We start from the raw sequence: 24,716 nt of genomic DNA on the forward strand, positions 1-24,716 counted from the left end.
TTACGTCGTGAGCGGCGCGGGCACCGATGGCGAGGGTGATCAGATGCCTCGAAGGTACACACGCTCCACGGACAGGTGGGGCACTCTGCTGCGCGTGTGGCCGGCCGTGCTGGCGATCGCGCTGGCCTTCGGAAGGGGCTATCTCGATGCCTACGGTCCGCGAGGCTGGGTCGGGGTCCTGCTGGCGATCATCGGTCTCTTCGTGGCGGCGGCGTCGATCGGCCTGGCGTTCTTCAGGTGCACCCGGGTGTTACTGAGCCTCGCGATGGGCATGGCGCTGATCTACTGCCTTAACCAGGCCCACGAGGCCGTGGCGCGGCAGGCGCTGGCCCAGCGCGGCCAGGTGAGCGACTGCCTGGTGCGCCAGGAGACCCCGCAACAGCGCACCGTCACCGACACCCACTTCCAGCCCGGCACCTCACCCGGCGACCCCGGCACCACGTGGACGTCCACGCGCACCGAGATCTCCTACGACTACCGCCTGGCCTGCCACCAGGCCGGTCCCGACTCGATGACGACCCGCACCTCCGTGGCGAAGCCGGGCACCACCATCGCGGTCCTCTGGGATCCCACCGGACGAATCACCCCACGCCCGGCCAGGCCCGGCGACACCCCGGCCGAGGACTTCCGCGCCGCCGGGCTGGCGGGCGGAGCGGGCGTCCTGCTGGCCCTCCTCGATGCGGTGCTCGACGCCACCGGCTTCCGTGTCAGATTTTCCGGCTGGCTGACCGCGCGGCGCTTCCGGCGGCGCCGCTGATCGTCGGTAACCGCTGCGGGGGTCCTGCCTTCGTGACAGCCGATCTCCCATTGTGTGATGAAACGATGACAACGCGGTCGACCTCCGGAATCGCCTGCTTGCCTGATGGTCATGCAAGCGACGAACCTCTCTCCCTCTATCTCCACTGGCCGCCGTCGTGCCGGAGCGTTCCTGGCCGTGGCCGTCGCGGTCGGGGCCACGCTCGCGGGGTGCGGCACCTCCCCCGCCTCCACCGCCTCCACCGCCTCCACCGGCGATGGACCGGCCGCGGCCCAGCAGACCAGGCAGGCCGCGACCGGCGTCAGGGTGTTGTGGATGGGTGACTCCATCGCGGGCGCGCAGGCCCCGGCCCTGGAGGCGGCGCTGAAGGCCGACGGTGTGGCGTTCGAGAACGCCACTTCCGCCGGCGGCGGCAACGTCGTCGCCGGTGACCATCCGGTGACGGCCATGGGAGCCCGGGACACGTGGAAGACGCTGAAGGCGAACCTCGCCTCCTTCCGGCCGACGGTGATCGCCTACCAGATCACCAGCTATGACTGGGGCGCGGCCCGCCAGCAGTTGTCGGCCTACCAGAAGCTCGCCCAGACGGCCAAGGACGCCGGCGCCCGGCTCGTACTGGTGTCCGCCCCGCCGTTCAAGATCGACGAATTCTTCAAGCCGCACGAGAACGCGATCAAGAGCGCGCCCGCGATGGCCGCCAAGGCCGCCGAGGCCGCTCACGTTCGCTACCTGGACGCCTCCGAGCTGTGGGGCAGCGACTACGCCGCCGGCAAGGCCCAGCGCGCCAAGGACGGCATCCACTCCTGCCAGCAGGGGTCGGCGGCCTTCGCCACCTGGTTCGCCAAGCGGCTCGGCAAGCTGGCCGGCTTCACCCCGGCCGCCCCCAGTGTCTGGGCGACCGGGCCGTGGACCGGCGATGAGCGCTTCGCCAAACTCGGCTGCGGCTGATGGTTTCGGCCCCTCGCGGCGAGGGACTGGGCGAGGGATTGGTGGTGTCAGCCCCTCGCCGTGCGCACATCGGCGCGCTCGACGGGCTGCGCGGGCTCGCTGTCGCCGCGGTCCTGCTGTTTCACGCCGGGCGGATGCGCGGCGGGTTCCTGGGCGTCGACCTGTTCTTCGTCCTGTCCGGCTTTCTGATCACCGGCCTGCTGCTGGAGGATCTCGGCAGCCGCGGCCGTCTCGGCCTGATGGCCTTCTGGGAGCGCAGGGCCCGCCGTCTCCTGCCCGCCCTGACCGTCATGGTCACCTCGACGCTGCCGCTGGCCTGGGCGTTCGCCAGACCGGACATGCTGAGGTTCGCCCTCCAGGACGCGCCATGGGTGGCTGCCCAGAGCGTGAACTGGCACTATGTCCACGAGCAGCTCGGATACTGGGATGCCGCCGGCACCCGCCTGTTCGCCCACCTGTGGAGCATCGGCGTCGAATGGCAGTTCTACCTGGTCTGGCCCCTGATGGTGGCACTGGCCGGGAAGGGGCCCGGCGGGCAGCGGCGAGTCGCGTTCGTCGCGATCGCCGGTGCGCTCATCTCGCTCCTGCTCATGATCAAGCTCGGGGCGGCCGTGGACACCACCCGCGCCTACGAGGGCACCGACACCCGGGCCTTCTCTCTCCTGCTCGGCGCGGCCGCCGCCACGGCGCCCGTCCGAGACGCCGTGGCCGGCCTGCCGCGCCTGGCCGTGGATGTGATCTGCGTCCCGCTGCTGTGCGGGCTGTTCGCCTCATGGCTGCTGACCAGCGGGGAAGAGGCCCCGGGCCTGTTCCAGGGCGGGATGTTCGCGCACTCCCTGGGCAGCGCCGCGCTGATCGCGCTCCTGGCCCGCACGCCGGACGGTCTGGTGGGCAGGGTGGTCGGCAGCGCCGTACCGCGGCGGCTGGGCGAGCTGTCCTACAGCCTGTACCTGTGGCACTGGCCGGTCTATCTGCTGCTGCCCCGGCCGGTGGCCGGGCTCGACGGCTGGGGCTGGACGATCACCGCGGTCGGACTGTCGCTGCTGGCCGCGCTAGTCTCGAAGGCCGCGGTCGAGGATCCGGTACGACTGCGCGCCCGGTGGGCCACCGGTCGGCGCGGATGGGCGGCGCTGGCCGTCGCGGGGATGATGGCGGTGGGGCTGTGGGCGGCGATACCGCGGCCGGAACCCGGTGCCGGGACGGTCGATGTGAGCATGCTGAACCAGCCGTAGCCGGAGAGACCATGCCGAAGAACGAGAGCGAACACATGCCGGGAGTGCTCTGCCGCGTGGCGGCGATCCTTGTCACGGCGGCGACGCTGGCGGGCTGCGGGATCACCGACACCGACGCACGCCCCGCCGGTCAGCCGGCCCAAGGTGGGCTGACCGAGAACAGCAGCCGCCTGTTGCGGGTGTACTTTGTCACGCCCCAGGGCACCTGGCCGGTGTCCCGGCCGGCGTCGGACGGAGACCGGTTGCGACAGGCCATGGACGCGCTGCTCGCCGGCCCCACAGCGGCCGAGCGGGCGCGGGGGCTGATCACGCGGCTGCCGTCGGCGACCCGGCCGATCGGGGCCAGGACGACCGAGGGCCGGGTGGAGCTGCGTTTACCGTGGCTGGTGCGCGACCTGCGGCCGGTGGCGGTGAGCCAGCTGGTGTGTACGGCCGCCGCGGCCCCGGGCATCGGCGCCGACCCCGTCATCGAGGTGTTCGAGCCCGGCCTGGCGGCCGACCCCTGGCCGGTCAGGTGCGACGAGAGCGGGTCGGCCATCCCGGTCGAGCAAGGAGCCCCCTCATGACCCGCGTACTGCTGATAGAAGACGACCCGGCCGTGCGCCGGGGCGTGAGTCTCGGCCTGCGTCACCGAGGTCACGAAACCCTGCTGGTCGCGACCGGCGAGGACGGTCTGGCCGAACTCATCGCGAGCGCTCCCGAGGTCGTCCTGCTGGACCTGATGCTCCCCGGCATGAGCGGCCTGGAGACGTGCCGCCGCATCCGCGCCTTCAGCCAGGTGCCCATCGTGATCCTTTCCGCGCGCGACGATGACGTGGACGTCGTCGTGGGTCTGGAAGCCGGCGCCGACGACTACGTGATCAAGCCGGCCAGCAGCGAGGTCATCGAAGCCCGCATGCGCGCGGTGCTGCGCCGTACCACCCAGCCCGCCTCCCCCGGCCAGGCCCGCACCACGCACAGCGACCTGCTCGTCGACCGGGTCGCCTTACGCGTGCTCAAGCACGGTGCGCAACTCGCGCTGGCGCCGACAGAGCTGAAGCTGCTGCTGTTCCTGTCAGCGGCGCCCGAACAGACCTTCAGCCGCCAGCAACTCCTGGAACAGGTGTGGGAACACAGCTTCCACGGCGACTACCGGCTGGTCGACGCCTGCGTGATGCGGCTGCGGGCCAAAATCGAGGACGACCCTCGCGACCCCCGCTACATCCAGACCGTGCGCGGCTTCGGCTACCGGTTTGGGCCGCTGTGATCCGGCTTCGGCCGGTTCGGGCCATTGTGAATCAGCTTCGGCCGGTTCGGGCCGCTGTGATCCGTCCGCCCCTTGTCCGAGGCCTGCGAGCCCAGCTGGTCCTGGTGTTCCTGCTGGTCTCCGCGCTCAGCGCGCTGACCGCCGCCGCGTTGACCTTCCGCCAGGGCCGTACCGCGATCGTGGAACGCGTCCAGGCCGACGCCCTGCAGGAGCTCCGCGCCCACCTCGGCGCCCGGGCGCCCGACCTGCCCGCCGATCCCGCCGAGGCGGACCTGCGTACGCTGGCGCTGCAACTGGACCGCGCGGCGGGCACGCGCGGCTGGCGCACCGCCCTGTCCTATCGCGGCGGCCCGCTCATCACCGCCGGGGCGCAGGCGCCGCCGCTGCCCGCGCGGCTACGCGCCCAAGCGGCCTCGGCGACCACCGCGCTGGCCCAGCGCTTCCACCACGCCCAGACGCCCTGGCTGGCCGTGGCCCTTCCCGTCATCGCCGCCGCACGCCCGCACAGCCCCCCGCCGCTCACTGTCTACGCCTCCTTCTCCCTGGCCTCCCAGCAGCAGGACGTGGAGACCCTGGCGGCCGCAGCCCGCTCCGGAGCCCTGCCCGTCGCCCTGGCCTCCATCGTCCTCGCGCTGCTGGCCGCGCGCAGACTGCTGCGACCGGTCCGGCAGTTGCGGACGGCCGCCGAGCGGATGGCGGGGGGCAGTCTGGACACTCGCGTGGACGTCACCGGCGACGACGAACTGGCCGATCTCGGCCGCACCTTCAACACGATGGCGGCCACGCTCCAGGCCGACGCGGCCGCGCTGCGGGCCATGGAAGCGCGGGCGCGCCGGTTCGCCGCCGACGTCTCCCACGAGTTGCGTACGCCGCTGGCGGCCATGGCCGCCGTGACGGAGGTCCTCGACGCCGACGCCGCCTCCGGCCGCCTCGCGCCACTCACCGCCGAAGCGCTGCACCTGGTCTCCGACGAGACACGCAAGCTCACCCGCCTGGTCGAGGACCTGATCGAGGTATCACGTTTCGACGCCGGTGCCGCCGTACTGAACCTCGACGAGATCGACCTGGGCGAGTTCATCGCCAAGACGCTCGCGCTGCGGCACTGGCAGGACCGCGCCCGTACCGATGTTCCCCCAGGACTGCGCGCCCGCCTCGACCCGCGCCGCGTCGACGTCATCCTCGCCAATCTCGTGGGCAACGCGCTGCGGCACGGCGGTGCGGCGGTGTCGGTGCTCATCCAGGTTCGGGCCGGTAGCGACCAGATCACCATTGCCGTCTCCGACGACGGGCCCGGCATTCCCGCCGATCTTCTGCCCCACGTCTTCGACCGCTTCACCAAAGCCGACGCCGCCCGTACCCGAACCGACGGCAGCGGCCTGGGCCTGGCCATCGCCACCGAGAACGCGCGCCTGCACGGCGGCACCCTCACCGCGGCCAACGCGCCCCACGGCGGAGCCGTCCTGACCCTCACCCTGCCTCGCGACCCACCATGAGGAACGCCAGACCAGGCTCGTCGTCAGGCCGCCGCCTCCAGTCGGGGCCCCGCGGCTGGCGCCCCGGCGCGGCGGACCGCGGCCGGGGCGTGCTGCTTCAAGTGAGCCTCGAGGGAGTGGAGTTGGTGGTGCCCGGTCAGGTGAGCTCGATGTAGTCCAGTTCGGCGTACCCGGTGCCGCCCGCGAAGTACGGCGAGCCCTTGGCCAGGCGGATCACGTTGTAGCCGGCCCCGAGCGTGACGGTGGTGCCGATCGTGGCGCCGAACTGGCCCCAGGCCGGAGTAGGCGGGTAACTGACCGTGCTCCAGGCTCCGCCGTTGTAGGCCAGGCCCTGCGTCGCGGTGGCGCCGGTGCCGTTGGCGTAGCCGATGGTCATCGTGTACGCGCGAGCGGCGGGCACGTTCACCACGAAGTCCACGTAGCTGTCGGTACGCGGCGTGCCCGAGTTGTCGATCCGGCCCACATAACCGCCGCCCGACGCGCTGGCGGCGCTCAGCCGCTGGGCGCGGAACACCGAGGCGTTCTCGGCCTCATATCGCCGCTGGTAGGCGGGCACTCCGCTGACCGGTTCGACGATGAGCTGGTAGGCGCTGGTGGCGGCCATGTTCGGCACGGACACGCTGAGCTGGCCACCGCTCACCGTGCGGGTGGTGGTGGAGATCGTCGCGGGTGCGGTCACGGCGGTGAAGCGTCCGCTGGACGGGGTGGACAGCAGCGTGACACGGACGCTGGAGCCCAGTGCGCCGATGCCGGTCAGGTTGACGGTGTTGGTGCCGGACTCGTTGCCGAACACCACGTTGACGATCTTGCGGGTGCCGTCGTAGGAGGCGAATCCGTCCAGGCCGCTCTGCGTGCCCGGCGTCGTCGTGACCATGTTGCCGGCCATGTCGCCGTACCACTTGTACAGCCACCAGGTGCCGGTGGGCTGGTTGTTGTTGACGACCAGGCCGTTCATGGTGCCGTACTCGTACCAGAAGGCCCGATGCGCGGACTCCACGCCACCGCGCTCGAACTTGGCCACGTAGCTGGCGATCCGGCCGGGTACGTCCACCTCACTGGTGGCGGCGTACTCGTTGATGGAGACGCGGCGCGGGCTGATGCCCAGTGAGGACTCCAGGTTCCGGTAATCGGCGAGGTCGGCGGCGATCCGGTCGGGATTCACCAGCTCGTGCCAGCAGATGATGTCGGGCAGCGTGCCGGTGTCCCTGGCGCGGGTCAGGAACGACTGCATCCAGGACCGGTTGTAGGTGGCGGTACTGGGGCCGACGATCGGCGTCAGCGTGTCGAGCGCGCGCACCGCCCGGTACGTGCGCACCCAGCCGTCGTTGAAGGCGCCCGCGGCGGCGGTGTTCCAGGTCCAGTCGGGCTCGTTCCAGAGCTCCCAGCCGATCACGTTCGTGACCGTCGAGGCCGAGAGTCTGGCGTTGACCATGGTGTTCACCTTGGCCAGCCAGTCGTTCCAGCTCACCCACCTGTAGGGGAAGTCGGGGTAGATGTCGGGCATCCGGACGAACTCGCCCGCGCCGGCCCGGGTGGCCTGCGGGGCCACCAGCAGCGAGTCGCCACCGGGCGGCTGGCCGTTGGGGCGCTGGCCCACGCCAGGCGCGGGCTGGGTCAGCGAGTTCACCTTGATCGGTAACAGGGTGGAGTCGGCCGGCCTGCTGTTCTCCGCGAGGCCGTACAGGCCGCCCGAGGCGACGTGGGTCACCGGCCGGAACGGCTGGGCGACGTTGACGGTCAGCGTCGCGCCCGCCGCCGCGGCCGGGGGCGCGAAGGTCGCCAGGGTCGCGGCCGCGGTGATCACGGCTAAGAGGGGTTTACGCACGTTGCTCTCCTTCGGGGGGTGGGGATGCGGGCAACCAGATGCGCATGCTCGACGGCCCGCGATGAGCCCATGAGTGATAGGGCCGCAGCGGCACGTCGAACCATTCGGCGTTCTCAACGGGAGTGGTGGCCGTGGGATAGGGCCATGGCCTATCGGCGTACGCGGGCAGCCGGCCGCGGATCCGCACGCCGCCGGGTTCCGCTCGCGGGGCGAACAGGGGGTCGATCGTCAGAGCGTCGAGCCCGCCGGGGTCAGGGAGGTCGCGGGACTCGACGCACAGGACCTCCGGGCCGCGTTCGACGGCGACGCAACCGCGTATGGCGTCGACGCGGGGATCCGGCCGCGTGAACCGCGGCGCCATCGGCAGTTCGAGGGTGATGACCTCGCCTGCCCGGAAGGCCCGCCGTACCTCGACCATGCCGGGATCGACCGGCTGAGCCCGACCGTCCGAGATCAGCCTGGCTCCGACCGCCCATGCCGGAACTCGCAACGCGAGCGTCCATGGCAACGGCTCATCGGCCGCGATCCGGACGTGGATGGTCCCGGTCTCGGGGTAGCCGGTCTCGACATCCACGGCCATCCGCCTGCCGTCCGGCAGTTCGACGCTGATGGCGCACGGCGCGTACTGGTGGATCTGGAGGCCGTCGTCGTCCGCGGTGGCGAGGTAACCGCCGAGGCTCGCCAGCGTCCGCGCGACGTTGGTGGGGCAGCAGGACACGTCGAACCAGGCGGCCCGGGTGCCCCCTTCGGCCCGCGGGCTCACCTCGGTGCCGTCCGTCGGCTTGCCCGGCACCCGCTGGTGGAGGGGGTTGGCGTAGAAGAAGGCCCGGCCGTCGGGGCTCGGGGAGGTCGCGATGATGTTGTAGAGCGTGCGCTCGATCAGGTCGGTGTACCGGACGTCGGCGGTGGCCAGGTAGAGCCGCCAGGAGACCATGATCGAGGCGACCCCCGCGCACGTCTCGCAGTACGCCCGGTCCGGCGGCAGCTCCCAGTCCTCACCGAACCCCTCGTCCTGGTGGCGCGAGCCCATGCCTCCCGTGATGTACGTCCGGCGCGCGACGGAGCGCTCCCATTGCCGTTCCACCGCCCGCAACAGCTCGTCGTCGCCGCGCTCGACGGCCACGTCCACCGCCGCGGCGGTGAGGTAGAGCGCGCGGACCGCGTGGCCGCGCCACACCTCGGCCTCCCTGATCGGGACGTCGTCCTGAAAGTAGGCCCGTCCCAGCGGAATGTCGCGGAGCGTGCCATGCCCGCGGCGCTCGAGGAACAGGCGGGCCTGCTCGACGTAGCGCTCCTCGCCCAGGGCCCGGCCGAACTCCGCCAGGCCGACCTCGATCTCCGGGTGCCCGCAGATCTTGGGCAGGCCGTCCGCGCCGAAGGTCCGGCACACGTGGTCGGCGGCCCGCCGCGCGACCCGTACCAGGTCGTCCTCGCCGGCCGTGCGCAGCCGCGCGACCGCGGCCTGCAGGAGATGGCCGATGTTGTAGAGCTCGTGCCCGCCTTCGAGGTCGCTGTAGCGCGGCCGCTGCTCGCCGTGCCCGAAGCAGGTGCCGAGGTATCCGTCCGGATCCTGCGCCCGGGCGACGCGGGCGGTGAGCCGCTTGATCGCGACTTCCGCCTCCGGGTCGCCGGTACGGCCCCTCTCCCAGGCCAGGGCCTCCAGGAGCTTGTAGACCTCCGAATCGGAGAACGGCCAGCCGGGCCGGTCGGGCGAGGTCGTCCCGTCGGCGACACGATCGAAGTTCGCGAGCCAGCCGAGGCGTTCCATCCACGACTCGCAGTGGGCCAGTGTCGCCGTGCCGTTGACGGCCTGACGGGCGGCCCAGAAGCCATCGGTGATGGAGGCCTGCGCGAGGGGGCGTACCCGGCCGCGGGACGGCAGCACGGGACAGGAGCCGCCCGTCGTGCCTTCGGTCATCTCGTGCGCCTTTCGTTCAGTCTTTGACGGCACCCGCGGTGACCCCGGCGGCGATGTAGCGCTGCGCGAGGACCAGCAGGAAGGCCGCCGGGACGGACGCGATCACGGCGGTCGCCATGATCGAGTTCCACTGCGTGGTGTTGTTGCCGATGTAGCGGTAGATGCCGAGGGTGATCGGGATGACGTCGCTGTTGCGGTTGAGGGTCGAGGCGAAGATGAAGTCCGACCATGCCCACAGGAAGGCGAAGAGGGAGACCGTGATCACCGAGTTGCGGCTCAGCGGCAGGATGATGGATCGGAACGTGCGCCAGGTGCTCGCCCCGTCGATCTGGGCCGCGGCCATGAGCTCGCGGGGGATGCTCGCCATGAACGCCCGGAAGAGCAGCACCGCGAACGGCACGGCCAGTGTCGAGTCGGCGACGATCAGGCCCGCCACGGTGTTCAGCATCCCGAGCCTGATGTAGATCGTGTAGAAACCCATGGCCATGACGACGGCGGGGATCATCTGCGCGACGAGGAGCACGAAGTCGATCCCGCGGGCGCCACGCGGCCGCAGTTTCGCCAGCGAATAGCCTGCGGGCAGGGACACGAGCAGCGTGAGCACGACGGTGCCGAGGCCGATGAAGAGGCTGGTGGCGAGGGCGGGCAGTTGCTGGCCGAGCGCCGCGGTGTAGCCCTCGAACGTGGGGTTCCAGGGGAACCAGTGGGGCGGATCGGCCCGCATGTCGCCCGTCTTGGTGAGCGAGACGTTGAACATCCAGTAGACGGGGAAGAGCATCACTCCCACCAGCACGACCCCGAGCACCGTCTTCCACCTGCTCATGGCTGTTCCTCCTTGCGCTGCAGGCGCACGTACGCGAGTCCGGCGGCGAAGGCGATGAGGATGAGCAGGTTGCCGACGGCCGCCGCCGGGGAGAAGTCGGGCTGGCCGGTGCCGAACGCCTCCCGGTAGGACCAGGTGGCCAGCGTCGTGGACGCGTCCGCCGGACCCCCCTTCGTCATGATCCAGATGATGTCGACGACCTTGAGCGTGTAGATCAGGCCGAGCAGCAGAGTGATCGCGGACACCGGGCGCAGCAGAGGAAAAGTGATGCGCCAGAACCGCTGCCACGAGTTCGCCCCGTCCAGGCCGGCGGCCTCGTACAGCTCGGCCGGGATGTTCTGCAGCCCGGCGTAGAGGATCACCAGGTTGAAGGGGATCCCGAGCCAGATGTTGGCGACCGTGACGGACAGCAGCGAGGTGTCGGGGGACGTCAGCCAGTTGATCTGGCCGATCCCGAACGCCTGGAGGACCGTGTTGACGATGCCGTTGTCGCTGTTGAGCATCCACGACCAGGTCGAGGCGGAGACGATCAGCGGCAGCAGCCACGGCACGAGGAACATCGCCCGCAGCACCGCGGAGAGGCGGAAGTTGCGGTGGAAGAAGACCGCGAGAGCCAGGCCGAGGGCGTACTGGACGGCGATGGACCCCAGGGTGAACAGGGCTGTGTTGCGCAGGGCCGCCAGGAACGTGTCGTCGGAGACGACGTTCAGGTAATTGCCCAGCCCGGTGAACTCCGGATTGCCCTGCACGAAGGCGCGCGGTGTGTAGTCGTGCACGCTGAGGTCGATGTTGCGGTAGAGCGGATAGGCGTAGAAGACGGCCAGGTAGACGACGAGCGGCGCGAGGAAGGCGAAGGCGGTCCACTGCCGCGAGCGGTGCCGCGCGGTGGTGCCCGCCGCCCGGCTCGCCGCGCTGCCGGCGAAGGCCGCCACCGTCTGGGTGCGAGTCCTCGTGAGCACGGCTCAGCCGCCGATCGCCTGCTTGGCCTGGGCTTGGGCCGCCTTGAGCGCGTCAGCCGGGCTCGCCGCGCCGCTCAGCGCCTTCTGCACCGCCGTCCACATGGCCTCGGAGATCTTCGGGTATTTGGTGCCGAGGTTGCCACTCGTACGACCCTTGGCCGAGCGCACCGCTTCGACCCACGGCTGCAGGCTGGGCTCCTTCGCGAGGATCGCCTTCTGCCCTTCTGCGGTGGACGGGATGTAGTACGCGAACGTCGTACCGGTTTCCACCAGGCCCTCGGGCGTGGTCATGCATTCGAGGATCTTCTTGGTGGTGTTGTAGCGCTGGGTGTCCTTCTGCACCGGGACCGTGATGAACTCGCCGCCCGTGGGTGTGGGGGCGGCCCCGCCGTCCTTGCCCGGGATCTGCACGATGCCGGTGGGGAAGCCGGCCTTCGCGGCACTGTTGATCTGCCAGGTGCCGTTCTCGGCGAACGCGAACTCACCGGTGAGGAACTCCTCCCAGGTGGTGTTCTGGGAGTTGCTGATGACCGAGTTGGGGGCGATGCCGTCCTTGACCCACGAGTGCCACAGGGTGAGCGCCTCGACGGCCTGGGGCGAGTCGAGCTGCGTGAGCTGCGCGCCGGAGCCCCAGAACCACGGCAGGAACTGGAACGAGCCCTCCTCCGTGCCGATGGCCGAGAAGGTGATCGGCTTCTTACCCGCGGCCTTGACCTTCTTCAGCGCCGCGTCGAGTGAGGCCCAGTCCTTGATCGATTTCGGGTCGACGCCGGCGGTGTCGAGGATCTTCTTGTTGTAGTACAGCGCGAGGGTGTTCGCACCGATGGGAATGCCGTACGTCTTGCCGTCCAGCTCTCCTGCGGCGATGAGGTTCTTGTCGAACCTCGCGGTCTCGAGGCCGAAGTCGCCCATTGAGCTGAGCATCCCCGCGTCCGCGAGGGTGGAGACGGCGGGATTGTCGAGGAGGATGACGTCGGGCGCGTTGCCTTCCTGGCCCGCGAGCAGGGCCTGGTTCGTCAGCGCGGTCGTGTCGTACGCGGTGCGCTGGATGGCGACGCCGGCCTGCTGCCCGCAGGCGTTCACCCGCTTGGCCCAGGCGGAGGCCGGGTCGTGCTGCGGGTACGGGTCCCACCACGTGTAGGCGCCGCCGGCGGATGCGCTGCTGGTGGCGGCGCCGCCCTGGGGAGCCGATGAGCAGGCGGCCAGCGCGGACAGTGCCAGGACTGCGACGCCGACCTTCGTAGGCGTGGATGGACGAGGCATTGGATTCCTCCAATGTTAGCGCTCACATTTAACTGTGGCCGGACGGTCGTGGGGCTGTGGCCCGCACTCAGCGGGCGGGCGGGGCTTTCGGGGGCGCGGTGCTTCCCCGTGACACCAGTTCTGGAGAGATGAAGCGCACGACGAACGGCTCGCTTCGGGCCGCCGTCGATTCCACGCGGCGTACGAGCTGGCGCACCGCCATGGCGCCCAAACGGTCGGGTGCGCTCTCGATGAACGAATAGGGCAGGGAGAAGGTCGCGGCGAACTCGGCGGAGTAGCGCCCGATGACCGACAGGCCCTCGGGCACCCGGAGTCCCCGCGCGTAGGTGACGGAGGGCAGCGCGGCGGCGGCCGCCTCGTTGTTGATGAGCAGGCCCGTCGCCGAGGGGTGCGCGTCGAGCAGGGCGTTGAGCAGGCGCCCGACGGCCGGCTGCCGGGACTCGCCGTAGACCGCGTGCAGCGTGACACCGAGCTGCCGCGCGCGTTCCAGCGCGGCGTCTCGCAGACGCCACACGTACGCGCCGCCGCGCTCGACGACGTGTTCCGGCTGCGAGATCAGGATGAGCTCGCGGTGGCCGAGCCGGTGAAGGTGATCCACCATGCCCCTTCCGGCCTCCTCGAAGTCGAGATCGAACACGTCGAGTCCCGAGCAGTCGCCCGGCAGGCCGACCAGGGCGCCCGGTTGCGGCGCCGCACGCAGGATGGGCAGTCGCGAGTCCTCCTGCGCGATGTTCATCAGAACGACGCCGTCCACCATCCGGGAATCGGTGATGCGCCGCAGTGCCCGCGCGCCGTCGGCCTCGGTGACCAGCAGTGTGTCGTAGCCCAGGTCGCGGGCGGTGTCCGTGACGCCCAGGATGTACTGCATCATCGCGGGCGCGAACTCGTCTTCGTGAAACTGCGCGAGCAGACCGAGGACCTTGGTCCGGGATGTGGCCAGCGCGCGAGCGCCCGCGTTCGGCGTGTACGCGAGCGCCTCGGCCGCCGCCAGCACGCGCAGGCGGACCTCTTGCGAGATGGGCCGCTTGCCGGACAGCGCGTAAGACGCCGTGCTGCGACTCACCCCGGCCTCCCGGGCCACGTCTCCGATCGTCGCCATTCTCACCTCCTACTGTCGAAGTACCGTCGAATCACTGTCGAACCATCGTCGAACCGGTTCGACGATGGCGTTGCGGACTCCCTGCATCGAGGACCAGCTAGCCAGGCGAAGCACGCCTATTCCTGGGGAATTTCCATGCGGACGCCATCCCGCGACTCGGTATCTTCACGGGAGCGTCCGCCTGCAGTCTTCGCGACCAAGCGAACCGGTTCAACGATGTCGCTCGACTTTTACTCACGAGGCGACACACGTCAAGAGCGCGATATCGAATCGTGACATGCCGGAAACGCCGAAACCTCGGATGTGGTCGACGCATTGACGGGCGACAGCGCGGCTACGTAACCTACGTGAAACTCTCGTTGTGTTGCGGATCGACTCCCTGAATTTGTTAGCGCTCACATCACTGGTGAAGCGCCTCGGTTCCGGGCCAGAACTACACCCAGCAGGGCGTCGCGACGCTCGATCCCGGAAAGCGGCAGGCCCGCGCGATCTTCGGCGGCGCAGACAGTGCCGGGCACATCCGCTTAGAGAACGTCTCCACCCGCCTCTTCGGCCGCACCGTGCACGCCTGGGTACGGGAGATCCCGTGGGCGGGGCCAGCTCGGCGACTCGGCGCAGCCGGAGATCGTCGCCGAACGTGACGTCGCCGTCAAGGACGGCACCGTGGTGTTCGACGGCGACTCCACGGGCGTCACATCACCCCTACTGACTTGCGACGTTCTTCACCGCACCGGCAAGCCTGTGACCGCTCTGCCGATGATCAACCGCTGAATCTCTGACGTACCCTCAAAAATGGTGTAGATCTTGGCGTCCCGGTGGAAGCGTTCCACCGGATGTTCCCGCGTGTATCCCGCCCCGCCCAGGATCTGGATCGCCTGCTCCGTCACCCACACCGCCGTCTCCCCCGCCACCAGTTTCGACATCGAGCCCTCCGCCTGTCCGAACTGCCGGCCCATCCGGGCCATCCAGGCAGCGCGCCAGGTGAGCAGCCGGGCCATGTCCACGCGGGTCGCCATGTCGGCGAGGAGGAAGGCGATCGCCTGGTTCTCGCCGATCTTGCGGCCGAACTGCTCGCGCTCCCGCGCGTAGTCCCTGGCGTACTCGAAGGCGGCCCTGGCGATGCCGACGGCCATCGCGGCCACCGAGGGGCGGGTGGTCTCGAAGGTACGCATCGCCGCCTGCTCGCCGGCGCGGCCGCCGTTGCGTACGCGGGCGAGGCGGGCGTCGAGTTTGTCCTTGCCGCCGAGGAGGCAGGAGCCGGGAACGCGGACGTCGTCCAGGACGACCTCGGCGGTGTGCGAGGCGCGGATGCCGTGTTTGCGGAACTTCTGCCCCATCGACAGGCCAGGGGTGCCGGGTGGGATGACGAAGGTGGCCTGGCCTCGGGTGCCCAGCGAGGGTTCGACCGAGGCGACGACCACGTGGACGTTCGCGATGCCGCCGTTGGTGGCCCAGGTCTTGACGCCGTTCAGGATCCAGTCGCCGCCGGAGTACACGGCACGGGTACGGATCGAGCCGACGTCGGAGCCCGCGTCCGGTTCCGAGGCGCAGAAGGCGCCCAGCTTGACGTCGTTCTCCGTGCCGAACATCTGCGGCAGCCACTCCCCCATCTGCTCCGGCGTGCCGTTCGCGGACAGGGCGGCGGCGGCCAGGCCGGTGCCGACGATGGACAGGCCGATGCCCGCGTCGCCCCAGAAGATCTCCTCGAACGCCACCGGCAGCGCCAGACCGCTCTCCTCGAACCACTGGGTGGCGAAGAAGTCGAGCGAGTACAGGCCGATCTTGGCGGCCTCCTGGATGACGGGCCAGGGGGTCTCTTCGCGTTCGTCCCACTCCGCGCCCGCCGGGCGGATCACGTCGCGGGCGAACGTGTGCACCCAGTCGCGTACCTCGGCGACATCGTCGCTTAATTCAGGACAGAAGCCGCCCATGCTGTTACTCCCTGAAAAATCCTGTTAGAGGCACCAGGCCACACTCCGGTACGGCCACAAACTGCCAGCCGTTACCATTGGTAACACCTTACCGGCCAGTAGCCCACCACCGGAAGCCCGCCCACTCTTCAGCGTGGGCCGCGAGACAGGGTCGAGGCCAGTACGGCCCCGGCAGCCAGGGTCATCGTGATCGCCAGGCCGTACATGAGCGGGCCGAACCCGCCGAACGCGGCGGCCACCTGCGGGCCGACGCTGCCACCGACGGCCAGGGCGAAGGAGAACAGCGCCAGCGCCGTGCCGCGCGCCTGCCCCGCCCGCGCCGAGACCGCTTCGTTGAGGCTCGGCAGGCCACCGGTGATCGAGGCGACGTAGACGGCGAGCAGGAGCACCAGCCCGAGCGCGGCGGCGGCCGTCCAGCCGATGACGGCCAGCGCGATGGCCCCCGCGAACAGCAGCGACATGGCCCGCGTGGTCGCCGGGATCCGGCCCAGCCAGGGCATGAGCAGCGGTACGAGCACGATCGAGGGCAGGCCGCCGGCGCGCAGGAGGAGCAGCTCGCTCGGTGATGCCATGCCATAGATCTGCAATCCCGTGTAGACGGCCACGAACCCGACCATCAGCACGATCGTCGCGACGTACCGCAGCAGCAGCACGCGATCGAACAGCAACCCCGGTACCGACCGGTACACCGACAACAGCGACCCCGCCCCCTCCCGCGGCAGGTCGGGCAGCATGACGGCGCGCAGCCCGAGCGCGGCCAGCGCGAACCCGGCCGCCGACAGCCCGAACAGCCCCCGCCAGCCGAGCACACCCACCAGCAGTTGGGCGGCGACCTGCAGAAGTACGGCCGAGGCGAGGAACGCGCCGGTCACCGCGGCGATCGCGACGACCCTGCGCCTGGGCTCGACCCGCTCGGCCAGGTACGCCATGCCCGCCGGCGGGAACATCGCCACGGCCACCCCTTGCAGCGCCCGCAGCACGAAGGCCGCCTCCGGTGAGGGGCTCAACGCCACCAGCGCGGTGGTGACGGCGGCCAGCGGCAGTCCCAGCAGGAGCAGACGCCTACGCCCGAACCGGTCGGACAACGGACCGAACACCAGGAAGCCGACGCCGTACCCGATGCCGAAGGCGGTGACCAACCAGGTCAAGGCACCGGTGGACGCGCCCCAACCGGCCGCCATGTCGTGCAGGAGCGGGATCACGACGTACAGCTGGCCGCTGACCAGGACCGCGGTGAGTACGAAGGCCACCATCGTCCGCCCGAACCGAGCAGCGGCCGGGGCGGGTTCGGCCCGCACGCGTTCACGAGCGACGACAGCCGGCCGGGAACCCACAGCGTCGCGGGGAACGGCTCGATCACAAATGGCCGAGGCCGAACGTGGGCCTGGGCGGGCGGCGCTCCGGCCGCGGATCACACGTGGAAAGGAGATAGCCATGTGCCGGGACGGTAGCCAACCAACTAGTTGGATGTCAACTGGTTGGTTGGATTGCAACCAACCGGTTGGTCATGGCAAGATGGACACCATGGCACCCAAGGTCTCGACCGCCGCCACCCGAGCCGCCCTGCTGGAGGCCGCGCGGGGGGAGTTCGCCGCGTTCGGCGTCGCGGGCGCCCGCGTGGATCGCATCGCCGAGCGCGCCGGCGTCAACAAGGAGCGCATCTACGGCCATTTCGGCAGCAAGGAGAAGCTGTTCGATGCCGTCATCACCGAGGCGCTCGACGACCTGACCGCGCGGATCGCGCTACCGGGCGCCGATCCGGCCGACTATGTGGCCAGGCTGACCGACTACTACCACGAGCACCCCGACCTGGTGCGCCTGCTGATGTGGGAAGCGCTCAACTACCGCGGCCAGGACCTGCTCCCCGGCCAGGAGGCCCGCGTCGAGCGCTGCGCGCGCAAGACGGCCTCACTCGCCGAGGGCCGGGGTGAGGAGCCGGACGCGGCGACGGCGCGCAGGTTGTTCCTGCTGACGGGGCTGGCGTTGTTCCAGTCGATGATGCCGCAACTCGCGCGCATCATCCTGGGCGAGGACGCCGACTCCCCCGCGGGCCGCCGCGCCCTCCGCGACCAGGCCGCCGCCCTGGCCGCCCGCCCTTAGGACCTCCTACGACCGGTCTCTTGTACGGCAAGCCCGGGAAGACCCACCCGCCGACCAGGGCTGGGCGCCTCCAGGGCTGATCGCTCTCTACGCGGCGAGTCGAGAGAGTTTCGTCATATCAGCACCATGCAGACGTACCCACACGAGATGGCGCTCGCCCCGCAGTGCGCCTCAGCGGGGATGTCGAGTTGCCCGTAGAAGTTGTCACCCCATGCGATCACGGCACCATTTTTGAGGGCGAGGCTGAAACCGGCACCCGCGGAGATGGCGGTGACACCGGACTGCGCTTCGGCGGGCACCGTGGTGTTCGTCACCGGTTCGCCACTTCGTAGCCGGCCTCCTTGACGGCGGCGACGATCGTCGCCTCGTCGATCAGGCTTTCGCTGTCCACGGTCAGCAGTCCGCTGGCCAGGTCCACCTCCACAGAAGTGACTCCGGCGACCTCGCCGACCTCTTCCTTGACCGAGCTCACGCAGTGGCCGCAGGTCATGCCCTTGACGGTGTAGGTGGCGGTGCTCATATCGATCAACCTTCCGGGTCAGGAACGAACAAGTCGGGCGATGGCGTCACTGGCCTCTTTGACCTTGGCCTGGGCCTCGGGACCACCCTGGAGGGTGGCTTCGGCGACGCAGTGACTCAGGTGCTCTTCGAGCAGGGACAGGGCGAACGACTGCAGGGCACTGGTGGCCGCCGAGACCTGCGTGAGGATGTCGATGCAGTATTTGTCGTCCTCGACCATCCGCTGCAGCCCACGCACCTGGCCTTCGACCCGGCGCAACCGCCGCTGGTGGTTCTGCTTGTTGTCGGTGTAGCCGGCCATTCGCCGCTCCTCTCCCGCGCTCCGCCGCGATATTACCATACCCCCCTACCCTATTGCGGCACTTGACACTAACGCCGGTTCTCGGCCGGGGTGAGCCGCAGCAGCCATTGCGCCACAGCGTCGGGCAGCAGCGGGAGCGCGGCCACCGTGTAGGGCACGGCGACGAGCGCCAGCGCGAGCAGGATCGCGCGGGCCTATCATCGCCCGAACCGGGGCCTGTCATACCGTTGTTAGGTCCGTTCGGGCATGCTGGAGGCGTGATCAGGCTGCGTAAGGGGACAGTTGGGGCCCGGTTCACGATCTTGTACGCCGGTGTGTTCCTGCTGTCCGGCATCGTGCTGCTGGCCCTGACCTTCGTGTTGTCCGACACCGAGGTCTCCACCGGAGGGCCGCCCCAGCCGGCCGGCGACGGCATGACCGCGGCGCAGCGGCACATTCTCCAGTTGCAGCGGCAACTGGGCGATACCGAGGCGAACCAGTCCCGGCAGCTGCTGATCGGCTCCCTGCTCGCGCTGGTGGTGATGGCGATCGTGTCTCTGCTGGTCGGCCGGGCGCTGGCCCGCCGGGTGCTGCGCCCGCTGCGGCTGATCACCGCGGCGACCCGGCGCATCTCCGCCGACAACCTGGACCGGCGGCTGGCCGTCAGCGGCCCGGCGGACGAGGTGAAGGACCTCGCCGACACCATCGACGGCCTGCTGGAACGCCTGGAGGCGTCCTTCGCCGCCCAGCGCCGGTTCGTCGCCAACGCCTCGCACGAGCTGCGGACCCCGCTGGCGACCATGCGGGCCTCGCTGGACGTCGCGGTCGCCAAACCCGGCGTGCCGACGCAGACGCTCGTCGTGGGTGATCGGCTGCGTACCCAGCTGGACCAGGTGGATCAGCTGCTCGACGGCTTCCTGGTGCTGGCCCGGGCCCAGCATGGCGCCCTGGCCGAGGCCGCCGTCGTCGACCTGGACGATCTGGTCGCGCGGGCGCTGACCGGCCATGCCGCCGCGATCGCGGCGAAACGGCTGGAGGTGACCACGCGGCTGCGGGCCGCCGGCACCCGGGGCGATGCCGCGCTGCTCTCCCGGATGGCGCAGAACGTGATCGACAACGCTGTGGCGCACAACGAGGAGGAGGGCTGGATCCACGCCGAGACCCTCCGGGAGGGCGCCGAGGTCCGGCTCATCGTGCGGACCGGCGGACGGGTACTCGACCAGCGGGACGTGGACCGGCTCGCGCGGCCCTTCGAACGGCTCGGCGTCGACCGCACCGGGTCCGAGAACGGCTCCGGCCTCGGGTTGTCCATCGTGGCGGCGATCGCGGCGGCGCACGGCGGACGGCTCGACCTGCTCGCCCGGCCGCAGGGCGGCCTGGGAGTCTCGATCGCTCTGCCGGCCGGGGCGACGGCATGAGGATCATGGTGGTCGAGGACGCGCGGCCGCTCGCCGAGGTCGTCGCCGAGGGGCTGCGCGATCAGGGGATGGCGGTCGACATCACCTACGACGGGCTGAGCGCCGCCGCCAAGCTCGAGCTCACGGAGTATGACGTGGTGGTCCTGGACCGCGATCTGCCCGGCCTGCACGGCGACACGCTGTGCCAGATGATCAGCGAGCGGCCGGACCGCCCGATGGTGCTGATGCTGACCGCGGCCGGGGCGCCCGGCGACCGGGTCAGCGGTCTGACCCTCGGCGCGGACGACTACCTCGCCAAGCCGTTCCACTTCCCGGAGCTGGTCCTGCGTGTCCAGGCGCTGGCCCGCCGCAGGCCGGACGCGCGCCCGCGGACCCTGCGCGCCGCCGGGATCGAGCTGGACCCGATCCACCGGACCGCCGTGCGCGACGGGAGGCAGCTGAGCCTTTCGGTGAAGGAGTTCGCCCTGCTGCAGGCGCTGCTGCGGGCCAGCCCCGGCTTCCTCAGCGCCGAGGAACTGCTGGAGCGGGTCTGGGACGAGAACGCCGACCCGTTCACCAACACCGTGACCGTGACCATCGGGCGGCTGCGCCGCAAGCTCGGCGAACCACCGGTCATCACCACCACCCCCGGCGTGGGCTATCGGCTCGCCTGATTCGCCTGGATCGCGGCGGCGTGCCGTTCCAGGAAGGTGTAGACGTCGGCCTCGTCCACTCCCGGGAACGACCCCGGCGGGAGGGCGGCCAGGACGTGTGAGTTGGCGCGGGCCGAGGGCCAGGCGTAGCCCTCCCAGCGTTCGGCCAGCTCGGTGGGCGGGCGGCGGCAGCAGTCCCCGGTCGGGCAGTTGGATTTGGTGCGGTTGGTGGTCTCCCTGCCCCGGAACCACCGCGACTCCCTGAACGGCACCCCGAGCGTGATCGCGAAGTCCCGCTCCCGCGACGGGTCCACGTGCGCGACGCAGAAATAGGTGCCGGTGGGCGAGTCCGAGTACTGGTAGAACACCGAGAACCGGTCCGGCGAGGAGAACACCTGGCGGCCCGACCACTGCAGGCACATCCGCTGCCCCTCGATCGCCCCCTGCTCGTCGGCGGGGAAGACGATCCCGTCGTTCTCGTACGCCTTGTAGATCGTGCCGCCCGCGTCGTTGCGGACGAAGTGGCAGACCAGATCGAGGTGATGGGTGGCCAGGTTCGTGAAGCGGTGGGCGGCCATCTCATAGGACACCGCGAACACGTCACGCAGGTCCTCCACCGACAGCGCCCGGTCCGACTTGGCCTCCTGGAGGTAGAGGGCCGCGGCCTTCTCCGGTACGAGCACCGCGGCGGCGAAGTAGTTGGCCTCGGTGCGCTGCCGCAGGAAGTCGGCGAAGTCGCGTGGCTTGCCGTGGCCGAGCGCGAGGTGGCCGAGGGTCTGCAGCAGGATCGTCCGAGGGGTGTGCATGCCGAGTTGCTCGTGCTTGACGTAGATGCGGCGGTTGCGGAGGTCGGTGATGGAGCGTACGGATCTGGGGAGGTCCTGAGCAGTGTGCACCGTGAAGCCGAAATGGGTGACGAGACCCTGGACCGTGCTCTGGGACAGGGCGCCGGTGCGGTAGCCGACCGAGGTCAGCGCCTCGGCGGCGGCCTTCTCGATCTCGGGGAAGTAGTTGCCGACCTCGCGCTGCCGGCGTCTCAGCTCGGCGTTCGCGACCCTGGCCTCTTCCGGAGTGGCGGTGCCTCGCGCTTGCCGGGCGCGCAGCTCTCCGTACAGGCCGAGGAGGTGTTCGAGCACGTCGTTCGGCACGCGCGCGGAGACCTTGAGCCGGGGCAGGCCGAGGCTCGCGTAGATCGGGTCGCGCTGGGCCTCTTCCAGGGCGATCTCGAGCTGGGCGCGGCGGTTGGGCGGCTGACGGCGCAGGAGCTCCTCGACGGGGACGCCCAGCGCGGCGGCCAGCGACTTGAGCAGCGTGAGCTTCGGTTCGCGCTTGCCGTTCTCCAGCAGCGACAGCTGGCTGGGCGCCCTGCTGACCCGTGTCCCCAGGTCGGAGAGGGTCAGGCCACGCTGTTTGCGCAGGTGACGAAGGCGTTGCCCAAACGCGATGAGATCGAGCTCCTGCGTCAAAGACAGCGGTTCTTCGCCTAGCAAGGACGCCATGCGATCATCTTAGACAGAAAATCCGGCCATTTTCTAGACATCGGAGTCGGAGCACCATGAGTGCCGCAGACTCCCGGAGTCCCATCACATTGGTCTAGTCCATATGGAAAACTTGCCTTTTATTCTCCGCTGAACAACGGACAAACCTTCATATATCGCGAAATTTGCTGCTTCTTCTGCTCGAAGGAGGCTATTTCGCCACGTCGGCCCGGGCACAGACTCGGCACAGGCCCCAGGGGACGACAAAGGAGTGAAAATGAACGATCGCCTCAAGGGAGCTGCTGAGCAGCTGCAGGACGAATGGGACAACGACCATCGCTGGGCGGGCGTCGAACGGACCTACAGCGCCGAGGACGTGATCAAGCTTCGCGGTAGCGTTCAGGAGGAGCACACGCTGGCCCGGCGCGGAGCGGAGCGGTTGTGGGGCCTCCTGCACACCGAGGACTACGTGCACGCGCTCGGCGCGCTCACCGGAAACCAGGCCGTGCAGCAGGTGAAGGCCGGACTTCAGGCCATCTACCTCTCCGGCTGGCAGGTCGCGGCCGACGCGAACCTGGGCGGCCACACCTACCCCGACCAGAGCCTGTACCCGGCGAACTCCGTGCCCGCCGTCGTGCGCCGGATCAACAACGCGTTGCTGCGGGCCGACCAGATCACCTGGTCGGAGGGCCTCCAGGACGCCCCGCACTGGCTGGCGCCGATCGTGGCGGACGCCGAGGCGGGGTTCGGCGGTGTGCTCAACGCCTTCGAGCTCATGAAGGGCATGATCGCCGCGGGTGCGGCGGGCGTGCACTGGGAGGACCAGCTCGCCTCAGAGAAGAAGTGCGGTCACCTGGGCGGCAAGGTGCTGATCCCGACCGGCCAGCACGTCAAGACACTGAACGCCGCCCGCCTGGCCGCCGACGTGGCCGGGGTTCCGACTCTGATCATCGCGCGGACCGACGCCCAGGCCGCGACGCTCCTGACCAGTGACGTGGACCCCCGCGACCAGGCCTTCGCCACCGGCGAGCGGACCGCCGAGGGCTTCTACCGGGTCCGCAACGGCGTCCAGGCGTGCATCGCGCGCGGCCTGGCCTACTCACCGCACTCCGACCTGCTCTGGATGGAGACCGGTACGCCCGACCTCGACGTGGCCCGCGAGTTCGCCGAGGCGATCAAGGCCGAGTACCCGGATCAGATGCTCGCCTACAACTGCTCACCGTCGTTCAACTGGAAGCAGCACCTCGACGACTCCACGATCGCCAAGTTCCAGCGGGAACTGGGGCACATGGGATACAAGTTCCAGTTCATCACGCTGGCCGGGTTCCACTCGCTGAACTACTCGATGTTCAACCTGGCTCAGGGGTACGCCTCGGACGGCATGACGGCGTACGTGGCCCTGCAGGAGGCCGAGTTCGCGGCCGAGTCGCGCGGCTACACCGCCACCCGCCACCAGCGCGAGGTCGGCACCGGCTACTTCGACCTGATCAGCACCGCCATCGCCCCGGACTCCTCCACCACCGCCCTCAGGGGCTCCACGGAGGAAGAGCAGTTCGCCCACTAGTTTCCCAGTCTCGCCGGGCACCTCCAGGACATGGGCAGGTGTTCTCCCGGCGAACCCGGCCGCGCCAGACGTCCCCCCCGGCCTGGCGCGGCCACCTCATGCCCTGGTCATGCGGCGAGCAGGACGCGTAACAGGTCGGCGGCCTTGGGCCGGTCGCCTGGCGCCTTGGCCAGCGCCGCCTCGACCGCGGGCCGCAACAGAGCGGGCACGCCCTCCACGCGCGGCGCCTCGAACAGGATGCGGCGGGTCGGCGCGGAGCCTAGCCGAGCGCCGCGGCCTCCTCGGCCTCGACCTGGCGATTCCAGTCCCGCTTCGCGGCCCGCCAGCCCTCGTCGTCGGCGCCGAGCCGCCAGTAGCCGGAGATCGACAGCTGCTCCATCGGCACCTTGCGCTCGACCCGGAGGTGGCGCCGCAACTCCTTGACGAACCCCGCCTCGCCGTGGACGAACGCATGCACGTCACCGTCGGGGAACTCCAGCTCGCGCACCGCCTTCACCAGCGCCGCACCGACGGGGGCGCCGCCGCGGTGCAGCCAGACGAGCCGCGTGTCACCTGAGACCCGCAGCTTCTGCTCCTCCTCCGGCCCGTCGACCTCGATGAAGGCGTAGGCGGTGGCGCCGTCGGGCAGCGCCTCCAGCGCGGCCGCGATCGCCGGGAGCGCGCTCTCGTCACCGACGAGCAGATGCCAGCCCGCCTCCGGGCGCGGCGCGTAGGCGCCGCCGGGGCCGAGCATGAACAGCTCGTCGCCGGGCACGGCCCGCGCGGCCCACGGCCCGGCGATGCCCTCCTCGCCGTGGTAGACGAAGTCGAGCGTCATCTCCCCGGCGTCGGGATCCCAGGCTCGTACGGTGTAGCTGCGCAGTCGCGGCCAGACCTCCCGTGGCATGGTCTCGCGTACATGCTGAACGTTGAACGGGACCGGATAGTCGACCCCCTCGTGCGGGAAGACGAGCTTGACGTAGTGATCGGTGAGACCCGAGGTGGCGAAGTCCCGCAGATCCTCACCACCGACCACGACACGGATCATGTGCGGCGTGATCCGCTCCGTACGTATCACTACACCGCGGTGGTGATCTCTGGGCTTGTCAGCCATCGGAACACTCCTCGAAATATTAGGCATGCCTAACCTACACCCTGATTCCCGGTCCGGTCAGAGCGAGCGGCCACGGGTAACGACAAAGAGGTGATTCCTGCACACCATTCACTCGCCGCGACACATCCAGCATCGCAT

23 protein-coding genes are annotated in these 24,716 nt (G+C 69.9%); 10 read left to right on the forward strand and 13 right to left on the reverse strand.

The features are described from left to right. The first annotated feature begins 43 nt into the window (after positions 1 to 43). The 6 genes from AB0H88_RS18275 to AB0H88_RS18300 all read left to right on the forward strand — a co-directional run bounded on the left by AB0H88_RS18275 (position 44) and on the right by AB0H88_RS18300 (position 5,676). Positions 44 to 757 carry a hypothetical protein gene (locus tag AB0H88_RS18275; protein WP_357645776.1) on the forward strand — a complete coding sequence of 238 codons (714 nt, stop codon included), beginning with the start codon at positions 44 to 46 and terminating at the stop codon, positions 755 to 757. Positions 758 to 868: 111 nt separating this feature from the next. Further along, positions 869 to 1,705: an SGNH hydrolase domain-containing protein gene (locus AB0H88_RS18280; RefSeq protein WP_357645778.1), complete on the forward strand. Its 837-nt coding sequence runs from the start codon at positions 869 to 871 to the stop codon at positions 1,703 to 1,705. Positions 1,706 to 1,749: 44 nt separating this feature from the next. After that, entirely contained in the window at positions 1,750 to 2,937 is a 1,188-nt protein-coding gene (locus AB0H88_RS18285; RefSeq protein WP_357645780.1) for an acyltransferase, read from the forward strand. An 11-nt stretch (positions 2,938 to 2,948) separates the two neighbouring features. Continuing rightward, positions 2,949 to 3,503: a GerMN domain-containing protein gene (locus AB0H88_RS18290; RefSeq protein ID WP_357645782.1), complete on the forward strand. Its 555-nt coding sequence runs from the start codon at positions 2,949 to 2,951 to the stop codon at positions 3,501 to 3,503. Further along, on the forward strand, positions 3,500 to 4,183 hold the full coding sequence (locus tag AB0H88_RS18295; protein ID WP_357645784.1) for a response regulator transcription factor: 684 nt from the start codon (positions 3,500 to 3,502) through the stop codon (positions 4,181 to 4,183). Before AB0H88_RS18290 ends, AB0H88_RS18295 begins: the two co-directional genes overlap by 4 nt. 56 nt (positions 4,184 to 4,239) lie before the next feature. Next, entirely contained in the window at positions 4,240 to 5,676 is a 1,437-nt protein-coding gene (locus tag AB0H88_RS18300; RefSeq protein WP_357645786.1) for an ATP-binding protein, read from the forward strand. A gap of 136 nt (positions 5,677 to 5,812) precedes the next feature. On the opposite strand, the gene AB0H88_RS18305 is transcribed toward AB0H88_RS18300, so the two are convergent. The 8 genes from AB0H88_RS18305 to AB0H88_RS18340 form a co-directional block, all read right to left on the reverse strand. Then, a complete protein-coding gene (locus AB0H88_RS18305; protein ID WP_357645788.1) occupies positions 5,813 to 7,501 on the reverse strand; it encodes a CBM35 domain-containing protein in 1,689 nt (562 codons plus the stop codon). Beyond that, positions 7,494 to 9,419 (reverse strand): beta-L-arabinofuranosidase domain-containing protein, encoded by a 1,926-nt coding sequence (locus AB0H88_RS18310; protein WP_357645790.1) that lies wholly within the window; start codon positions 9,417 to 9,419, stop codon positions 7,494 to 7,496. The genes AB0H88_RS18305 and AB0H88_RS18310 overlap by 8 nt, the downstream gene beginning before the upstream one ends. A gap of 16 nt (positions 9,420 to 9,435) precedes the next feature. Continuing rightward, positions 9,436 to 10,242 (reverse strand): carbohydrate ABC transporter permease, encoded by an 807-nt coding sequence (locus tag AB0H88_RS18315; protein WP_357645792.1) that lies wholly within the window; start codon positions 10,240 to 10,242, stop codon positions 9,436 to 9,438. Next, on the reverse strand, positions 10,239 to 11,201 hold the full coding sequence (locus AB0H88_RS18320; RefSeq protein WP_357645794.1) for a sugar ABC transporter permease: 963 nt from the start codon (positions 11,199 to 11,201) through the stop codon (positions 10,239 to 10,241). The genes AB0H88_RS18315 and AB0H88_RS18320 overlap by 4 nt, the downstream gene beginning before the upstream one ends. Before the next feature lie 3 nt (positions 11,202 to 11,204). Further along, complete coding sequence (locus AB0H88_RS18325) at positions 11,205 to 12,464, reverse strand: extracellular solute-binding protein (protein ID WP_357645796.1); 1,260 nt, start codon at positions 12,462 to 12,464, stop codon at positions 11,205 to 11,207. 67 nt (positions 12,465 to 12,531) lie between these two features. Then, positions 12,532 to 13,563: a LacI family DNA-binding transcriptional regulator gene (locus AB0H88_RS18330; RefSeq protein WP_357645798.1), complete on the reverse strand. Its 1,032-nt coding sequence runs from the start codon at positions 13,561 to 13,563 to the stop codon at positions 12,532 to 12,534. A gap of 722 nt (positions 13,564 to 14,285) precedes the next feature. Continuing rightward, positions 14,286 to 15,494 carry an acyl-CoA dehydrogenase family protein gene (locus AB0H88_RS18335; RefSeq protein ID WP_357645800.1) on the reverse strand — a complete coding sequence of 403 codons (1,209 nt, stop codon included), beginning with the start codon at positions 15,492 to 15,494 and terminating at the stop codon, positions 14,286 to 14,288. 128 nt (positions 15,495 to 15,622) lie between these two features. Next, positions 15,623 to 16,792, reverse strand: coding sequence for an MFS transporter (locus AB0H88_RS18340; RefSeq protein WP_357645802.1), 1,170 nt, complete (start codon positions 16,790 to 16,792; stop codon positions 15,623 to 15,625). Positions 16,793 to 17,018: 226 nt separating this feature from the next. On the opposite strand from AB0H88_RS18340, the gene AB0H88_RS18345 reads away from it, so the two are divergent. After that, a complete protein-coding gene (locus AB0H88_RS18345; protein WP_357645804.1) occupies positions 17,019 to 17,594 on the forward strand; it encodes a TetR family transcriptional regulator in 576 nt (191 codons plus the stop codon). Between the two features lie 113 nt (positions 17,595 to 17,707). Here the strand turns inward: AB0H88_RS18345 and AB0H88_RS18350 are convergent, their stop codons facing one another. From AB0H88_RS18350 to AB0H88_RS18360, 3 genes are read right to left on the reverse strand one after another with little or no spacing between them, the layout of a single operon-like run. After that, positions 17,708 to 17,908: an RCC1 domain-containing protein gene (locus AB0H88_RS18350; protein WP_357645806.1), complete on the reverse strand. Its 201-nt coding sequence runs from the start codon at positions 17,906 to 17,908 to the stop codon at positions 17,708 to 17,710. Next, a complete protein-coding gene (locus AB0H88_RS18355) occupies positions 17,905 to 18,114 on the reverse strand; it encodes a cation transporter (protein ID WP_357645808.1) in 210 nt (69 codons plus the stop codon). Before AB0H88_RS18355 ends, AB0H88_RS18350 begins: the two co-directional genes overlap by 4 nt. Positions 18,115 to 18,132: 18 nt before the next feature. Then, positions 18,133 to 18,414 carry a metal-sensitive transcriptional regulator gene (locus AB0H88_RS18360; protein ID WP_357645810.1) on the reverse strand — a complete coding sequence of 94 codons (282 nt, stop codon included), beginning with the start codon at positions 18,412 to 18,414 and terminating at the stop codon, positions 18,133 to 18,135. A 257-nt stretch (positions 18,415 to 18,671) separates the two neighbouring features. Here AB0H88_RS18360 and AB0H88_RS18365 point away from each other — a divergent pair, with 257 nt between their 5' ends. Together AB0H88_RS18365 and AB0H88_RS18370 are read left to right on the forward strand one after the other, a co-directional pair. After that, on the forward strand, positions 18,672 to 19,811 hold the full coding sequence (locus tag AB0H88_RS18365; protein WP_357645812.1) for a HAMP domain-containing sensor histidine kinase: 1,140 nt from the start codon (positions 18,672 to 18,674) through the stop codon (positions 19,809 to 19,811). Next, positions 19,808 to 20,464: a response regulator transcription factor gene (locus AB0H88_RS18370; protein ID WP_357645814.1), complete on the forward strand. Its 657-nt coding sequence runs from the start codon at positions 19,808 to 19,810 to the stop codon at positions 20,462 to 20,464. Before AB0H88_RS18365 ends, AB0H88_RS18370 begins: the two co-directional genes overlap by 4 nt. On the opposite strand, the gene AB0H88_RS18375 is transcribed toward AB0H88_RS18370, so the two are convergent. Continuing rightward, the gene (locus AB0H88_RS18375) at positions 20,449 to 21,909 is read right to left on the reverse strand and encodes a helix-turn-helix domain-containing protein (RefSeq protein ID WP_357646398.1); all 1,461 of its coding nucleotides are present in this window, start codon (positions 21,907 to 21,909) and stop codon (positions 20,449 to 20,451) included. The two genes, AB0H88_RS18370 and AB0H88_RS18375, sit on opposite strands and share 16 nt — an antisense overlap. Before the next feature lie 289 nt (positions 21,910 to 22,198). Between AB0H88_RS18375 and aceA the strand changes: the two genes are divergently transcribed. Further along, positions 22,199 to 23,485, forward strand: coding sequence for an isocitrate lyase (aceA, locus tag AB0H88_RS18380; RefSeq protein WP_357645816.1), 1,287 nt, complete (start codon positions 22,199 to 22,201; stop codon positions 23,483 to 23,485). A gap of 259 nt (positions 23,486 to 23,744) precedes the next feature. Here aceA and AB0H88_RS18385 read toward each other — a convergent pair whose 3' ends face one another. Then, entirely contained in the window at positions 23,745 to 24,578 is an 834-nt protein-coding gene (locus AB0H88_RS18385; protein ID WP_357645818.1) for a siderophore-interacting protein, read from the reverse strand. Positions 24,579 to 24,716 lie beyond the last annotated feature (138 nt).

It is taken from the genome of Nonomuraea sp. NPDC050680 (assembly GCF_040654555.1).
GTDB lineage: Bacteria > Actinomycetota > Actinomycetes > Streptosporangiales > Streptosporangiaceae > Nonomuraea.

Excerpts from the sequence above, each read along its gene's own strand:
- AB0H88_RS18345 (WP_357645804.1), top strand. The coding sequence starts at position 17,019 with ATGGCACCCAAGGTCTCGACCGCCGCCACCCGAGCCGCCCTGCTGGAG.
- AB0H88_RS18385 (WP_357645818.1), bottom strand. The coding sequence starts at position 24,578 with ATGGCTGACAAGCCCAGAGATCACCACCGCGGTGTAGTGATACGTACG.
- AB0H88_RS18275 (WP_357645776.1), top strand. The coding sequence starts at position 44 with ATGCCTCGAAGGTACACACGCTCCACGGACAGGTGGGGCACTCTGCTG.
- AB0H88_RS18330 (WP_357645798.1), bottom strand. The coding sequence starts at position 13,563 with ATGGCGACGATCGGAGACGTGGCCCGGGAGGCCGGGGTGAGTCGCAGC.
- aceA (WP_357645816.1), top strand. The coding sequence starts at position 22,199 with ATGAACGATCGCCTCAAGGGAGCTGCTGAGCAGCTGCAGGACGAATGG.
- AB0H88_RS18370 (WP_357645814.1), top strand. The coding sequence starts at position 19,808 with ATGAGGATCATGGTGGTCGAGGACGCGCGGCCGCTCGCCGAGGTCGTC.
- AB0H88_RS18310 (WP_357645790.1), bottom strand. The coding sequence starts at position 9,419 with ATGACCGAAGGCACGACGGGCGGCTCCTGTCCCGTGCTGCCGTCCCGC.
- AB0H88_RS18280 (WP_357645778.1), top strand. The coding sequence starts at position 869 with ATGCAAGCGACGAACCTCTCTCCCTCTATCTCCACTGGCCGCCGTCGT.
- AB0H88_RS18355 (WP_357645808.1), bottom strand. The coding sequence starts at position 18,114 with ATGAGCACCGCCACCTACACCGTCAAGGGCATGACCTGCGGCCACTGC.
- AB0H88_RS18295 (WP_357645784.1), top strand. The coding sequence starts at position 3,500 with ATGACCCGCGTACTGCTGATAGAAGACGACCCGGCCGTGCGCCGGGGC.
- AB0H88_RS18290 (WP_357645782.1), top strand. The coding sequence starts at position 2,949 with ATGCCGAAGAACGAGAGCGAACACATGCCGGGAGTGCTCTGCCGCGTG.
- AB0H88_RS18325 (WP_357645796.1), bottom strand. The coding sequence starts at position 12,464 with ATGCCTCGTCCATCCACGCCTACGAAGGTCGGCGTCGCAGTCCTGGCA.
- AB0H88_RS18360 (WP_357645810.1), bottom strand. The coding sequence starts at position 18,414 with ATGGCCGGCTACACCGACAACAAGCAGAACCACCAGCGGCGGTTGCGC.
- AB0H88_RS18335 (WP_357645800.1), bottom strand. The coding sequence starts at position 15,494 with ATGGGCGGCTTCTGTCCTGAATTAAGCGACGATGTCGCCGAGGTACGC.
- AB0H88_RS18315 (WP_357645792.1), bottom strand. The coding sequence starts at position 10,242 with ATGAGCAGGTGGAAGACGGTGCTCGGGGTCGTGCTGGTGGGAGTGATG.